The organism is Saccharothrix deserti, from assembly GCF_009769385.1.
Classification (GTDB): domain Bacteria; phylum Actinomycetota; class Actinomycetes; order Mycobacteriales; family Pseudonocardiaceae; genus Actinosynnema; species Actinosynnema deserti.
Map to the genome: position 1 here is coordinate 93,039 of NZ_VKAB01000011.1, position 15,380 is coordinate 108,418.

The 15,380-nt window shown below is 70.0% G+C and carries 11 protein-coding genes; 8 read left to right on the forward strand and 3 right to left on the reverse strand.

Annotation, left to right across the window (positions count from 1 at the left end; all coding sequences use genetic code 11):
* Window positions 1–67: 67 nt before the first annotated feature.
* Complete coding sequence (locus FM051_RS20035; protein WP_202918932.1) at window positions 68–967, reverse strand: lytic polysaccharide monooxygenase auxiliary activity family 9 protein; 900 nt, start codon at window positions 965–967, stop codon at window positions 68–70.
* Between the two features lie 259 nt (window positions 968–1,226).
* On the opposite strand from FM051_RS20035, the gene FM051_RS20040 reads away from it, so the two are divergent.
* The 5 genes from FM051_RS20040 to FM051_RS20060 all read left to right on the forward strand — a co-directional run bounded on the left by FM051_RS20040 (window position 1,227) and on the right by FM051_RS20060 (window position 4,727).
* Window positions 1,227–1,877 carry a response regulator transcription factor gene (locus tag FM051_RS20040; protein WP_158845514.1) on the forward strand — a complete coding sequence of 217 codons (651 nt, stop codon included), beginning with the start codon at window positions 1,227–1,229 and terminating at the stop codon, window positions 1,875–1,877.
* A gap of 71 nt (window positions 1,878–1,948) precedes the next feature.
* On the forward strand, window positions 1,949–2,353 hold the full coding sequence (locus tag FM051_RS20045) for an ATP-binding protein (RefSeq protein WP_158845517.1): 405 nt from the start codon (window positions 1,949–1,951) through the stop codon (window positions 2,351–2,353).
* Between the two features lie 52 nt (window positions 2,354–2,405).
* Complete coding sequence (locus tag FM051_RS20050; protein WP_158845520.1) at window positions 2,406–3,875, forward strand: PAS domain-containing sensor histidine kinase; 1,470 nt, start codon at window positions 2,406–2,408, stop codon at window positions 3,873–3,875.
* Window positions 3,872–4,258: a response regulator gene (locus FM051_RS20055; RefSeq protein WP_274383642.1), complete on the forward strand. Its 387-nt coding sequence runs from the start codon at window positions 3,872–3,874 to the stop codon at window positions 4,256–4,258. The genes FM051_RS20050 and FM051_RS20055 overlap by 4 nt, the downstream gene beginning before the upstream one ends.
* Window positions 4,259–4,343: 85 nt before the next feature.
* A complete protein-coding gene (locus tag FM051_RS20060; protein WP_274383643.1) occupies window positions 4,344–4,727 on the forward strand; it encodes an anti-sigma factor antagonist in 384 nt (127 codons plus the stop codon).
* 30 nt (window positions 4,728–4,757) lie between these two features.
* On the opposite strand, the gene FM051_RS20065 is transcribed toward FM051_RS20060, so the two are convergent.
* Window positions 4,758–5,846 (reverse strand): hypothetical protein, encoded by a 1,089-nt coding sequence (locus FM051_RS20065; RefSeq protein WP_158845526.1) that lies wholly within the window; start codon window positions 5,844–5,846, stop codon window positions 4,758–4,760.
* Between the two features lie 259 nt (window positions 5,847–6,105).
* On the opposite strand from FM051_RS20065, the gene FM051_RS20070 reads away from it, so the two are divergent.
* On the forward strand, window positions 6,106–6,780 hold the full coding sequence (locus FM051_RS20070; RefSeq protein WP_158845528.1) for an expansin EXLX1 family cellulose-binding protein: 675 nt from the start codon (window positions 6,106–6,108) through the stop codon (window positions 6,778–6,780).
* Window positions 6,781–6,802: 22 nt separating this feature from the next.
* Here the strand turns inward: FM051_RS20070 and FM051_RS20075 are convergent, their stop codons facing one another.
* Window positions 6,803–7,834, reverse strand: coding sequence for a LacI family DNA-binding transcriptional regulator (locus tag FM051_RS20075; protein WP_238412508.1), 1,032 nt, complete (start codon window positions 7,832–7,834; stop codon window positions 6,803–6,805).
* A gap of 181 nt (window positions 7,835–8,015) precedes the next feature.
* On the opposite strand from FM051_RS20075, the gene FM051_RS20080 reads away from it, so the two are divergent.
* Both FM051_RS20080 and FM051_RS20085 read left to right on the forward strand, forming a co-directional pair.
* Window positions 8,016–8,843 (forward strand): MBL fold metallo-hydrolase, encoded by an 828-nt coding sequence (locus FM051_RS20080; RefSeq protein ID WP_158845533.1) that lies wholly within the window; start codon window positions 8,016–8,018, stop codon window positions 8,841–8,843.
* A gap of 426 nt (window positions 8,844–9,269) precedes the next feature.
* Window positions 9,270–15,380, forward strand: a complete 6,111-nt coding sequence (locus tag FM051_RS20085) for a polymorphic toxin-type HINT domain-containing protein (protein ID WP_202918933.1) — start codon at window positions 9,270–9,272, stop codon at window positions 15,378–15,380.

Below are 15,380 nucleotides of genomic sequence, written 5' to 3' on the forward strand. Positions count from 1 at the left end.
GGCAGGGGCGCAGTCAGGACCGCGCCCCTGCCGGGTCGGTCTTCGGTGTCCTCGCCGGTGCCCGTGGCTAGGCCTGTCGGCGTCGGCGGAGCACGAGGACGACCACGAGTGCCGCCGCGACACCTCCTCCGATCAGGGCGGCCAAGGGGATGCCGCCCTGATCGGAGGAGGAAGCCGTCCGCGATACGGCGACCGCTTGACCGGTGGACGTCGGCACCACCGGGCTGGGCGATGGGGAAGAGGCAGTCGCACGAGTGGTCGTGGTGGTCGTGGTGGTCGTGGTGGTCGGTCGAGCAGGTGGGGCAGGTGGGGCAGCCGCCACCGCGGCGGCGCCGAAGTCCACGTCTGCGCACGAGTAGTAGGTGTCCGGCGTGTCGGTGTTCTGCCAGATCGTGTAGATCAGGTGCCGACCGCTCTTCCCGGCGGGCAGCCGTCCCTGGAACGCGTACGAGCCGTTGCCGAACGCGGGGTCGGTGGCGGTGGCGAACGGCTCGGCCTCCAGCGCCGACCACGTCAACGGCTTGGTCGGCTCGAAGCCGTCCTTCGTGACGTACAGCCGGAACGTGCCCTTGTGCGGGATGGTGCCCCGATAGGTGAACGTCATGGCGGCACCCGGCTTCAGCTGGGTGGAAGGCCAGTCGGCGCGGGGGAGGTCCAGGCCCGCGAACTTCGCCTGTCCCGCGCTGCACAGCTTCCCGTCGGGGATCACCTGACGATCCCTGCCGCGCACGTCGGCGACCCGGATGTTGTCCCACTCGGCGGAGACCGAGCGCCCCTGCCCCGACGCGAGGGCGGCCCGGCAGGCGGGTCCTGTCGCGTGCCGGCCTTCGGGTCCGCAGGCGGCGGAACGGCTCAGCGGGTTGGTCGGAGCGCCGTGGGCCTCCGCGGGCAGGGCGGGGAGCACCACGAACAGGAACAGGGCCACGGCCGCCACGGCAACCCGCGCCACCATCCGCCACACCAACATCCCGCAGCCTCCCTCGTGCTCGCACCCCACTCGGGAAGTACGTGGACGGTCGTGGATGCGTTCACCGGCGGGCCGAGCGGACCCGCGACGACGCTGACATCAGGCGCTGACATCAGGGGGGCGACGCACTCCCAGCCGTAGATCCCGCCCGGGAGTTCCCGGCGGTTGGAAACCGGAGTGTCGTCCGACCGCCCGGCGGAACGGACGGCCGGGAACCACTAGGCTGGGTGGCCGGACCAGCGACGAGGATCTGCAGAGCATGGTGCACCCACCCCACCCGTCCCGACCTGTTCGCGCGGTACTGGTGGAAGACCACCACTTGGTGGCGGAGGCGATCCGGCTGGCGTGGGCGGATTCGAGTGAGGTCGAGGTCGTGGCCACGGTCGGCTCGGTGGCCGCCGCGTTGGTGCAGGTCCGGCTGCACCGGCCCGACGTGGTGCTGCTGGACCGCCGGTTGCCCGACGGTGACGGCCTGGACGCGATCGCGGGCTTCGAGGAGTGCGGCGCACGGGTGCTGGTGCTGACCGGCGAGGCGAGCGTGTCCGTCGCCGCGCGGGCGGCCGAGTCGGGTGCGGCGGGGCTGGTGCTCAAGTCGGCCCGGCTGGAGGAGTTGACCGACGCCGTGCTGCGGGTGGCGGCGGGTGAGGTCGTGTTCGACGGCGGGCTGCTCGCGGGCGTGCTGGACAAGCTCACCGGGCGTGCCAGGGACGGCGTGGTGCCGTTGACGGTCCGGGAGCGGGAGACGTTGCTGCTCATGGCCGAGGGTGCGAGCACGGAGGAGATCGGCGAGCGCATGGGCGTGGCCCGCAACACCGTGCGCAACCACGTGCAGCGGGTGCTGGAGAAGCTGGGCGCCAGGTCGAAGCTGGAGGCGGTGGCGATCGCCCGCCGCGACGGCCTGCTCGACTAGTGCAGGTGCACTAGTCGAGTCGGTGTCGGTGCGTCTGGGCACCGGCCGTCCGATGCAGCACAGTGCGATCCGTGGACGTCTCGCTGTCTGGCCCGGTCGCTGAGTTCAGCGCGCCGGCCGTGCGGGGAGCGGCGGGCCTGGCCCGCGATTTCGCCCGCAAGACGCTGACCGATCTTGGCTACCTGGGCGACCACGGCGACGTCGTGCTCGTCGTCTCCGAACTGGTGTCCAACGCCCTGCGGCACACGTCCAGCGTTCCGGTGATCCGACTGGCGGGTGACCGGCACCGGCTCCGGATCGAGGTCGAGGACGGCAGTCCGGTGATGCCGCGCCCGCGGCTGTCGGCGACCGTCGGCGGGTGGGGGCTCCAACTCGTCCAGGGGTTGAGCGCGGCCTGGGGTGCGCGCGCCGAACGCGGCGGCAAGGTCGTGTGGTGCGAGATGGCCGCCGCCGACGCCGTCCCCGGCACGTCCTGACGTCGAGCGCCCGACCGTGGCACTGCGACAGCCCATGGTGCACAGTGACGCCATGGCCGCCGACCAATCCGCCGACCAGTCCGTCGACACCGATTTCGAACGGCCGCCCGAGGACTCGTACCGCCTGCTCGTGGACAGCGTCGTGGACTACGCCATCTTCATGTTGGACGCGACCGGTCGGGTGGTCAGCTGGAACCCCGGCGCGGAGCGGATCAAGGGTTATTCGGCCGAAGAGGTGCTGGGCAGGCACTTCTCGGTCTTCTACCCGGCCGACGACCTGGCGGCGCGCAAGCCGTGGCACGAGCTGGAGGTCGCCGCGGAGGTGGGGCGCTTCGAGGACGAGGGCTGGCGGCTGCGCAAGGACGGCACCCGGTTCTGGGCGAACGTCATCATCACCGCGTTGTTCGAGAAGTCCGGCAGCCTGCGGGGATTCGCCAAGGTCACCAGGGACATGACCGAACGCAGGCGGGCCGAGGAGGCGCTGAAGTCGAGCGAGGAGCGGTTCCGGCTGCTCGTGCAGGGCGTGCTGGACTACGCCATCTTCATGTTGGACCCGGCCGGTCGGGTGGTCAGCTGGAACGCGGGCGCGGAGCGGATCAAGGGCTATTCGGCCGAGGACATGCTGGGTGAGCACTTCTCGGTGTTCTACCCGCCCGAGGACCTGGTGGCGCGCAAGCCGTGGCGTGAGCTGGAAGTGGCCGTCGACGTGGGCCGGTTCGAGGACGAGGGTTGGCGGCTGCGCAAGGACGGCTCGCGGTTCTGGGCGAACGTGGTGATCACGGCGCTGTTCGACGAGTCGGGCCGGCTGCGGGGTTTCGCGAAGGTCACCAGGGACATGACCGACCGCCGACGGGTCGAGCTGACGTTGAGCGAACAGCGCAGGCTCGTCGGCCACCTCGTGGAAGCGCAGGAACTGGAACGGCGCCGCATCGCCTGGGACGTGCACGACGACTCGATCCAGTCCATGGTCGCCGTCGGCATGCGGCTGCAACTGCTGGCCAACCGCCTGCCCGACGAGGACGCCGCCACCGTGCGCCGGCTGGACGAGGCGGTGCGGGCGTCCATCGGACGGCTGCGCAACCTGGTGTTCCGGCTGCGCCCGCCGGAGCTCGACCGGCACAGCCTGGTGCAGGCCCTGGACCACTACCTCACCGACGTCACCGGCCCGTTGGGGATCACCTACCGGCTGCGGCACTCGCTGGACCACGAGCCGCCCGTCGAGTCCGCGATCACGATCTTCCGCATCTGCCAGGAAGCGCTCACCAACGTGCGCAAGCACGCGCAGGCGTCCGAGCTGGAGGTCTCCTTGTCCTCTGTGGACGGCGGCACGCTGGTGGAGATCACCGACGACGGTGTCGGCGTCGGCACGCCGTCCGGCGGACGGGCGTTCGAGCACTTCGGGATGATCGAGATGCGCGAGCGCGCGGAGACCGCCGGCGGCTGGTGGTCCCTCGAAGGGGGCGCCCGAGGGGGCACGGCGGTGCGGTTCTGGGTCCCGACGCCGAACGGCGGTGGTCCGTGACGACCCCCAAGCTCAGCGTGGTGATCTCGGACGACGATCCGATGGTCCGCGACGCCCTGCGCGACGTGCTCGACGCCGAGCCGGACCTCGAGGTCGTCGCGGTCGCGCGTGACGCGGACGAGGCGATCGAGTTGGCCGAACGCCACGCGCCCGCGGTCGTCGTGCTCGACATCCGCATGCCCGGTGGCGGCGGCGGTCGCGCGGCCCGCGAGATCAGGCTCCGCTCGCCGAACACCGGCATCCTGGCGCTGTCGGCCTTCTCCGACCGGGAGGCCTTCGGCGAGATCCAGGCGGCGGGTGTCACGGAGCACATCGTCAAGGGCGCGTCGAACAGCGATATCATCGCGGCCGTCCGCCGGTTGGGACGACCGGGCAGCGGCTGACCGCACTCGTGTGTCGCCGGACGCCGGACCGCGGCGTCACCTGGTAGAACTGTGGGCCGACAACGCATCGCACCGGGGAGTCGACGTGGCCGAGCCGATCAGGCAACCATCACCCGTCCTCGGTATTCGTCTCACCCGAGTGGGGGATGTTCTCGTCGTCGGCGTGTCGGGTGAGCTGGACATGGACACCGTTCCCGAAGTCCGCGCCACCGTGCTCTCCGGCCTGTCCGAGACACCGTCGGCCCTGGTCCTCGACCTGTCCGACGTGGTGTTCTTCAGCTCCTCCGGCTTGTCGCTGCTCCTGGACGCACGTGGCCGCGTCGACACCTTCGCCGTCGTGGCGACCCGCCGCGCCGTGCTGAGGCCCATCGAGTTGACCACCGTCGCGTCGCTGCTGGCCGTGTTCCCCACGGTCGACGAGGCGCTGGCGTGGGTCTCGTCGAGCGAGAGCGTTCACCAGTCCGAGTAGTTTTCCGCGCCCCGATGGCGCGGATCGGCGTCAGTGGATGCCGAGGAAGTTCTGCACGGTCCGCCGAACCATGAACGACATCACGTTGTGGCGGTCGTTGAGGTTCGGCAGGTTCTGCCAGACGACGATGAACCGCTGACTGGTGCCGTCGTGGGTGAGGATGGTCGCCTCGGAGGCCACCTCGCCGCCCGTGTTGAGGCCACCCGACCCGATCTTGCAGTGGGTGATCGTGAAACCCGGGCCGAGACCGTCGATGCCGGGGCGCGCGCCTGTCGTCATGAACGAGCTGTCGCCGACGGACTGGGCGTCGGCCAGGAGAACGCGCATGTCGGACGCGATGCCGTCGATGCCGCGCGAGTCCAGCGTGTTGCCTTCGACGAGCAGGGCGAAGAGGCGGGTCATGTCGATGGTCGTGGTGGCCTGTGCGGAGGGGCCGTCGTTGACCGACGGCACGCGCACGGCGGGGAACGCGCCCGTGAACGTGCCCGCCAGCCAGATGCCGTGGTCGGTGTTCCGGTCGAACAGGCCGGTCTTCGCGAGCAGCCCGTTGATCCAGCTGTACCCGAGTGCCTGGATGGTCGCCGACGCCCGGTCGTTGTCGCTGGGCACGATCATGCCCCGGAGGTTCGCCGCGAAGGTCGGGTCGAACGACATCAGGCACCCGCCGCTGCCGAGTTGTTGAGGCGGCCCGAAGATCGCCGGGTACTTCGGCACGCGCATCGGCTTCGTGATGCGGGGCTCGGTGAGGAACCGGGGCGCGGATGCTTCGATGTCGTTGTCGAACGCGGCCTTCAGCCGGTCGAAGACGATGTCGGGTGTGCAGTCCCCTTCCCTGACCGCGAAGTCGGATGCGCTCTGCCGCAGTTCGAACGCCGCGAACATGGCGGCCACCTTCAGGAGGCTGCCCGAGAAGTGCATCTCCCTGTCGCGGAAGCCCGCGTAGGCGAAGGACGGCGACGTGCTCGTCGGGTTGATCACCGCGGCCACCGAGATGGCGACGATCAGGTGCACGCCCGCGGCCGGAAACCTGAGCGCCGTCTCCGCCTGCGCCGCCGTCAGCGCCGCGGCCATCCTCGGATCCGGGGTGAGCAGGTCCGGGAACGGATCGGGGAAGAGCATCGGAGCCTCCTTCCCCAACGCTACGACGCCCTGACGCGGCGCGGCTCGAAAGCCCTCTCCATCTCGCCGGATCAGGTGAACCCATGTCGCCCGGAACGGTGAAGGCACCGTCTGATCACGGCGTCATGCTGCCGAGCCTGGTAGCCGCCGTCCTCTTCGCCCGGCACCTGTATGTCCAATGAGGACGGTGTCCGGGGCGGTGCGCGTTGCGCTGTTCGGTGGCTGTGTTCCGCGTCGGGCGGCTGTCACGATCGATTCCATGCGAAGACCACCGGTGGTGATGGCATTCCTGGTGATCTGCTGTCTGGTGTTCACCGCGACGCCGGCGAGTGCGGCCGTCGTTCCCGGTGTCACGTACCGCGGTGAAGGAACGTTCTACGGCGCGACCGGCGTCGGCAACTGCTCGTACGACGCGACCGGTGACACGGCCATCGCCGCGCTGAACCACACCGACTACGACAACTCCGCGATGTGCGGCGCGTACCTCCGCGCCACCGGTCCGCTCGGCGAGGTCACGGTGAAGATCGTCGACCGGTGCCCCGAGTGCGCACCGGGGGACGTCGATTTCAGCGAGGCCGCGTTCGCCCGGATCGCGAACCCGACGGCGGGGCGGGTGCCGATCTCGTGGAGGCTCGTCAGCCCGGACATCAGCGGGCCCGTGAGCTACCGCTACAAAGAGGGGTCGTCGCAGTGGTGGTGCGGGATCCAGGTGCGCAACCACCGCAACCCGGTCGCGAAGCTGGAAGTCCGCGTCGGGTCGGGCTGGGTGTCGCTGCCCAGGTACCAGTACAACTACTTCATCTCCGAATCGGGCACCGGCTGCGGCTCGGACATCCGGATCACCGACATCTACGGCCAGACCCTCACCGACACGGGCATCGCCATCAGGGAGCGAGTGGACCAGCCCGGTAGGGCGCAGTTCACCAAGCGCTGAAGCGGAACGCGCGCTCGGACGATCACCGGCTGCCGGGTGGGGCGGTGCTCTTCCGGACGGTGAGGGTGGTGGCGAGTTCGAGTCGGAGCTGTGGTGGTTTTTCGCCGCGGCCGAGGGCGAGGGCGAGTTCGGTGGCGGCCGTGGCCATCTCGGTGAGGGGTTGGTGGACGGTGGTGAGCGGGGGGTCGAGCAGGGCTGTGACGGGCAGGTCGTCGAAGCCGACGACGCTGAGGTCGGTCGGGATGCGCAGGCCGGCGTCGCGGGCGGCCTGGTAGACGCCGAGGGCCTGCAGGTCGTTGCCGGTGAAGATGGCGGTGGGGCGGTCCGGGCGGTCGAGCAGGGCGCGGGCGGCGGTGTGGCCGGCTTCCTGGGTGGGGTCGGTGCGCACCATGAGGTCGGGGTGGACGGGCAGGTTCGCGGCGTCCATGGCGGAGCGGTAGCCGTCGAGTCGGGCGCGGCTGCACAGGATGTGGTCGGGGCCGCTGATCATGGCGATGTGGCGGTGGCCCAGGTCGGTGAGGTGGCGGGTGGCGGCGCGGCCGCCGGCCCAGTTGGTGGCGCCGACGAACGGGACGTCGTCGGGCAGTTCGACGGTGGGGTCGAACACGACCAACGGGATGCCCCTGGCGCGGAGTCGGTCGCGTTGTTCCCGGGACAGTTGGGCGACGGTGACGACGCAGGCGGGTCGGCGGTCGAGTGCGTCGTCGATCCAGTAGCGGATCGCGTTGCCCTGCGGGCCGAATTCCGACAGCACGACGCCCACGCGGTGTTTGCGGGCCGCGCGCTGCACGCCGCGGATGATCTCGACGCCCCACATGTCCACGAGTTCGTCGAACACGAGGTCCATCATGTTGCTGCGGTTCGGCGTGCCGGACTTCCGGTAGCCGTACTCGGTGACGAGCGCCTCGACCCGGGCGCGGGTGTCGGCGGACACCCCGGACCGGCCGTTGATCACCTTGGACACGGTCGGGACCGAAACCCCGGCCGTCTCCGCGATGTAGGAGATGGTGACCGGCTTGGACGAACCGCCGCCGCCGGGATGATCCTGGTCCACGCCGCAAGGATAGGCCGTCTCGGCACGGACTGTGCCGTTCCCCCGACATGGGGTGTTCGCCGAGTTCCGAGCGGCGTCGGCGTGCGGTGATCCGGCGCCGGCCCACCCGCCCACCCGGCGCTGTGTGCGACCGCGACATACGCTCGACAACCCACCAAAACCCCCGGGATTGGACCACCCGATGAACATCAACAGAGTCCGACGCGATATCAGCGTCATCGCAGATCAGCTCGAGGTGCCCGGAATCGGGTTCCTCCCCGTCAACGCCTTCGTCCTGCACGCGAGCCAACCGGTCGTCGTCGACACGGGCCTGAGCCTGCCCGACCGCCGCTTCGTGGAGACGATCAGCGCCGTCATCGATCCCGCCGACGTCGAGTGGATCTGGCTCACCCACCCCGACCGCGACCACACGGGCGGCCTGTTCGACCTGCTCACCGCCGCACCCAAGGCGCGGGTGATCACGACCTTCATCGGTGCGGGCATCATGTCCACCGAACGGCCGCTGCCGCTCAACCGCGTGCACCTGCTCAACCCGGGGCAGTCCATCGACGTGGGCGACCGGCGGCTCACCGCCCTGCGCCCGCCGCTGTTCGACAACCCCGCGACCGTCGGGTTCTACGACCACAGCAACGGCGCGCTCTTCAGCTCCGACTGCTTCGGTTCCCCCATGCCCACCGCCGAGGCGGCCACTGCCGACAACGTCGGCGCCGTGCCGTCCGCCGACCTGCGCAGCGGGCAGCTGCTGTGGGCCTCGGTGGACAGCCCGTGGGTGCACGCGGTCGACCGGAACCTCTTCCACGACTCGCTCGCGCCGCTGCACGCCATGAACCCGGAGTTCATCCTCAGCAACCACCTGCCGGCGGCGGTGAACCGCACGGAGGAACTCCTGCGGACGCTCTCCGAGGCGCCCTCGGCGGACGCCTTCGTCGGCCCCGACCAGGCCGCGCTGGAGCAGATGCTCGCCTCCTTCGAACCGAGCCCGGTCTCGGTCCCCCCGACCGCGAGTTGAGGTGGACCGGCGGGAGGTGTGAGAACTCTCCGCTGATCACCGCTTCGGGCGGCGCGGCGTACTGATCGGGTCAGTCGGCCGCTGCGGCGCCTCGGTGGCGTGCGTCCCCTTCTTTATCGATCTGCCGTGCGGTGAGCGGCTATTCTTTGTCGGGGCGACGAACGCGACTTCTCGTGCTTGTCGGGTATTCCTCGCCGTTGTGAATTCCGATAGTCGGGTCACTCGTTCGGTCGCGTTTGCTTGCGGGGTTTCCGCATCACTGGCAAAGTGCTCTCACGGTAGATGACCGTGCGCGGTCGGCTTTGTGGTGTGCGAGCCGGTTTTCTTTATCGGACTCGGCGGTGCCCGGTGCTGCTTCCGATTCCGGTGATGCCGCAGCTTTGTTCTGCGTTTTTCCGGTAGATCGGAATTGTTGTGGGGGGAACGGTGGCAAGCCGAGGCGTGGACTGGATCGGCCGGGTTCGGTGGCCGGCGTCGGTGTGCGTGTTGTTGGTGGCTGCGAGCTTGTTGCAGCCCGTCACGTGGGCACGTGCGGCGGGCGAGGTGCCGGGCGTGACGGCGGGAGCGGGGCCGGTGGACAGACCGGCGCCCGCGTCGGCTCGGCCGGACGAGGCGGTGCCGCCGGAGAAGTGGCCTCCCGCCGTGCCGGCGGGTGTGCGCGCCGGCGGCGAGCCGGTGCGGCTGTCCGCCCAGGACTGGGAACGGGTGCGCAAGCCCGGCCAGGGCGCGGCGGAGGCCGAGGAGGTGTTCGCCGGCGTCCTGACCAGGCCGGGGTTCGTCGTGGGGGACACCTCGCTGGTGGCCTACTTCGACGTGCGCGAGGACGACCGGGCGTGGTCGTCGTGGCGGGCGCGGGTGTTCGAGGCGTCCACGGGCACCGAGCAGGCCTCGACGGTGTTGCCGCGTTCGGAGTTACAGGTCCCCTGTGGCGCGGTGCGGCAGTTCTGCCGTTCGTTCGGCGGCCGTGAGGGCTGGGTGCTCGACCCGGCCAAGGAGTACTTCGTCACGCTGGCGGCGATCCTCGACGAGGGCGGCGAGCTCGCGTCCGCGCCGGGGCCGAACACGCGTCCGCGCACGACGGTCGAGCCGCCGGCGATCCCGACCGAGCAGACCTCCGGCTGCGGCTGCGGGACGGCGTTGAGCACGACCGGGGCGCGGCAGGCGTTCCGCGGTGACAGGGTGAACACGGCGACCGGCGCGTTCACCCGGATCGAGCCCGATCTGACGATGGCGTCGTTCGGGATGCCGTTCACCTCGACGCGGGTGTACTCCTCGACGCTGAACCAGGGCGGGTTGTTCGGGCCTGGCTGGGCGTGGTCGTACGGGATGCGCGTGACGCCCACCGACGACGGCGCGATGGTGCTGGCCGACGACGGCGCCCAGGTGCGGTACCGCCTGGTCGACGGCTCCTACCGGCGGCCCGCCGGTGTCCGGTCCACGCTGCGCAAGACCGACGGCGGCTGGGAACTGGTCACCCTGGGCAAGGTGGTGTACGGCTTCGACGGTCAGGGTCGCCTGGTGTCGGTCCGCACCCCGCGCGGGATGGGCGTGTCGCTGGCGTACACCGATACCGGGATCACCGTCACCGACGCGTCGGGGCGGGTGGCGCGTGCGCGTGTCGTGGACGGCCTGATCCGCTCGATCACGCTGCCCGACCACCGCAAGGTGCAGTACGAGTACGACGAGGCCGGGCGGCTGGCGGTCTACAAGGACGCCCGCGGCGGCCAGTGGCGCTACGGCTACTCGGCCGAGGGCCGGTTGACCGAGGTGCAGGACCCGCAGCCGCACCGGACCACGTTGGTGCGCAACGAGTACGACGCCTCCGGGCGGATGACGCGCCAGCTCGACGCCGTCGGCAACGCCACCACGTTCGCCTGGAACGCCGACGAGCAGGAGGCGACGACGACCGACGCGGACGGCGTCGTGATCCGCGACGGCTACCGCGGCAACGTGCTGCTCCACACCAGGCGCGGCGCGGGCGACACCGACAACCACCGCTACGACGGCTCGCTCAACCGCAGCCTGCTGGTCAACGGCAACCACAACCAGCACGAGTCGCAGCACGACGCCAACGGCAACCCGATCAGACGCGCCGCGCCGCAGGGCTTCGACGAGAAGACCAAGTACGACGAGCGCGACAACCCGATCGAGTTCACCGACGCCAAGGGCAACGTCTGGAAGAACACCTACAACGAGTTCAACGAACTCGTCCGCAGCACCGACGCCGAGAACCACTCGATCAGCTACACCTACGACGAGCGCGGCCTGCGGACCACGATGACCGACCAGCGCGGCAAGGTCACCCGCTACGAGCACATCCCGGCCGGGCGGCCGAACTCCGGGCTGCTCGCGGCCGTGGCCTCACCGGAAGGGCGGCGCTCGGAGGTCGAGTACGACGCCACCGGCCGCCGCGTCGCCTCGGTCGACCCGCGCGGGACGGTGCCGGGAGCCGACCGCCGGGCGTTCACCACCGAGTACCGCTTCGACGAGCAGGACCGCGTGGTGGAGGTGTCCGAGCCGGGCAAGCGGCACTCGTGGCGCACGAACCACGACGAGGTCGGCCGGGTCACCAGCACCGTCAACCCCGAGTCGGTGAAGGTCGAGTACCACTACCTCGAGAACGGCCGGCTGGCCTCGGTCACCGATCCGCGCAAGACCACCTCGATCACCTACACCAACGCCGGTCGCCGCGCCTCGGTGCGGATCGAGATGGGCCGCGGTGAGCAGGACATCGTCACCGCCTACCGCTACAACGCCAAGGGCCTGCTGCACCAGGTGATCTCGCCGCGCGGGAACGTGCCGGGCGCGGTGGAAGCGGACTTCACGACCACCTACCGCTACGACGCCAACGACAACCTCGTGCGCATCTCGCGCCCGTACCCGGGCGGTCAGGTCGTTCACAAGGACATCAAGGTCGACGAGCTCGACCGCACGACGTCCACCGTGGACGAGTTCGACAAGCCGTCCACGTTCCAGCGGGACAACACCGGCCAGGTCACCGGGACGACCGACACCCTGGGCCGCAGCCTGTCCGTGGACTACGACCGCAACGGCCGCCAGACCTCCACCACCGACGCCGGCCGCAACACCACGAAGTCGACCTACGACGAGGCCGGCAACAAGATCCGCCAGGAGAACGCCACCGGCGGCGTCACCACGTGGGAGTACAGCGACGACGGTCTGCTGCGCAGCACCACCGAACCGCGCGGCAACGTCGAGGGCGCCGACAAGGAGCGGTTCACCACGCACTTCGAGTACGACCTGGCCGGCAACCGCACCAAGGTCATCGACCCGCTGGACCACACCACGGTCTCGGCCTACGACGCGAACAACCGGCTCACGTCGGTCACCGACGCCAACAACCACACCACCCGCTACCGGTACCGGGAGGACAACCAGATCGAGAGCGTCCACGCTCCCGACGCCCGGTTCCACCCGCTCGTGCCGCACATCGAGGCCACCGTCTACAGCTACCACGTCGACGGTCTGCTCGCGGCCATCCGCGACCCCAACCACCACGTCAGGCGCATCGACTACGACCGGGCCGGACGCCCCACCAGCACCACCGACCCGCTCGGCCGCCGCGTCGAGGCGACCTACGACGTGGAGAACAACCTCGTCGCCGCCCTCACCCGGGGCGAGCACGAGTGGATCGGCGACGCCGAACGCGCCAAGCGGACCATCGTCGACACCTACGACATCGTCGGCCGCCGCGTGACCCGCGCCCTGGGCGACAGCGGGCCGAAGTACTCGTGGGCCTACGACGCCAAGGACCGCATCACCGGCTACGGCGACCCGCTCGGCGTGCGGAAGGTCTCCTACGACGACGAGGACCAGATCACCCGCGTCACCCGCGAGGAGGCGGCGGGGCGCAGCGAGACGTTCGACTACGACTACGACGTGCGCGGCAACGTCACCGGCCGCGCCTACCCCGACGGCACCCGCGTGACCAGCGGCTACGACGCCGACAGCCGCTTGTCCGAGCTGACCGTGAGCGGCGGCGGCGCGGGCGCCGAGGCGGCCACGTGGCGGTTCGGCTACGACATCGCGGGCCGTCGCACCAGCACCGCCCTGCCGTCGGCCACGGGTCTGGTGGAGCGGCGCACCTACGACGACGCGGGCCGCCTGACCGCCATCGGCACCGACCGCACCCCGGGAGCCGGTCCGCCGCCGGACGTGCAGGACCCGATCTCGGCCTACCAGCTCGACCTGGACCCGGTCGGCAACCCGACCAAGGTCACCACGACCAGGGGCGGCGTGTCCGAGGCCGTCGTCTACGCCTACGACCCGGCGGACCGCGTCACCTCGGCCTGCTACGCCGCCACCAGCTGCGACCGGCACGCCGAGGCCGCCGGGCGCATCGACTACAGCTACGACCTGGTGGGCAACCGCCTGACCCAGAAGCGCACCGGCACCGCCGGCAGCGACACCACGACCTACAAGTACGACGCCGCCGACCAGCTCACCAAGCGCATCGTCACCCAGCACCGCGCCGGCACCGCACCCGAGGGCGAGGGCATCGGGCTGAGCAGCGTCACCGATTACGACTACGACGTCAACGACAACCAGACCAGGGCGGGCCGGGACACCTTCGCCTACAACCTCGACAACACCCTGGCCAGTGCCACCACGGGCGGGCGCACGACCGCGTTCGCCTACGACGCCACCGGCCTGCGCCTGAGCGCCACGTCCGGTGCGGGTCAGGCCGCCACCACCCAGCGCTGGACCTGGGACGTCAACGGCACCCTGCCGCAGATCGCCCTGGACACCACCGTCAACGCCGCCGGCACCACCACCGGACGCCGGGGTTTCACCCACGGCCCCGACGACGAGCCGTTGGCCCTGCTCGACCCCGCCACCGGCGCCCACCCGTACACGCACGACTGGCTGGGCGGCGTGGCGAACATGCTCAGCCCCGCAGGCGTGCCGGAGGCGGGCTACGACTACGACCCGTTCGGCAACCCGCGCCAGGGCGACACCCTCAAGCCGGGTGGTCCTTCGGGTCCCGCGAACCCGCTGAAGTACACCGGCGCGTACCAGGACTCGACGTCGGGCGAGGGCAACTACTACCTGCGCGCCCGCAACTACAACCCCGACACCGGCCGCTTCACCGGCACCGACCCCATGCCCCAACCGGGGCCCGCCATCTCCGCGTACGCCTACGCCGAGAACAACCCGCTGTCCTACACCGACCCCACGGGCGCCGTCGTCGACAACGGAGGCGGCAGCGGCTCGCCGTCCGAGACGGGTGCGACGCAGCCGACCGGCCCGAGCCCCGAGGACGTGGCCAAGGCGCAGCAGATCCAGAGCAAGAGCCTGCTCGACGTCATCCTGGAGGCGGGCGGCCAGATCCTCATGGAGTTCCTGGGGATCAACGACATCGTCAACTGCCTCAAGGGCGACATCGGCGCCTGCGTCTCCATGGTCATCGGCGCCCTGCCGTGGGGCAAGATCTTCAAGGCGAAGAAGATCGCCGAGGCCATCTTCCGCGCCGGCAAGGCCGTCGTCACGTTCTTCCAGGAACTGAAGTGGGCCCGAGCCGTCGTCCAGGGCGCGGAAAAGGCCGCCGAAGCCGCCAAGGCAGCCGCGGCCGCAGCCGCGAAGGCCGCGGCGGAGAAAGCCGCGAAGGCGCGTGCGCTGGCCGAGGAAGCCGCCAAGAAAGCGGCCGCGAAGGCGGCCGAACGTGCCAAGGCCGTCGCGGCCAAGGCGAAAGCGGCGACCAAGAAGAAGAAGGAACCCGAGTCCTGTCCGATACCGCGCAAGCACAGCTTCGCGGCCGGCACACGCGTCCTCATGGCGGACAACACGACCAAGGCCATCGAGTCGGTCAAGCCGGGTGACGCCGTCCGCGCCACTGATCCCGTCACCGGCCGCACCGAAAACCGCCAGGCGACCCACGTGATCAGGACCGACAACGACGAGAACTACGTCGACATCACCATTCGCGACGACAAGGGCGAGCGGCACACCATCACGACGACGGACAACCACCCGTTCTGGTCGGTGACCGCGAACCGGTGGGTCGATGCCGCGCACCTGCGCCCGGGTGTCCTGCTGCGCACATCGGCGGGGACCTACGTCCAGGTCGACGCGGTCCGGTCCCACCACACCCGGCAGCGCACGTTCGACTTGACTGTCGACGACATCCACACCTACTACGTCGTGGCGGGGTCGGCTACCGTCCTCGTCCACAACCAAGGTTGTCGGACATTCGGGAAGCAGTCGCCCAGTGGTCGGTTGGACATCCCGGAAACCCAGGGTGTCTACATCATCACGATGTCCGATGACATGGTCTACGTCGGGTCGGCGACCAAATCGAACACAATCCACCGCAGGATCCACCGGGCGTTCAGCGACGATGACCACGCCGTCGCGAGCGCGGGGTACAAGCGGACGGACGTTCGGCAGTTGGACTGGATCGAGTTGCCGGGTGGTTCGGACAAGGACATCCACGATCTCGAGCAGAACTTGATCGATTACTATGGCGGAATCGGTGGTGGAACGCTCCTCAACCGGATCAACGCAGTGGGACCGTAG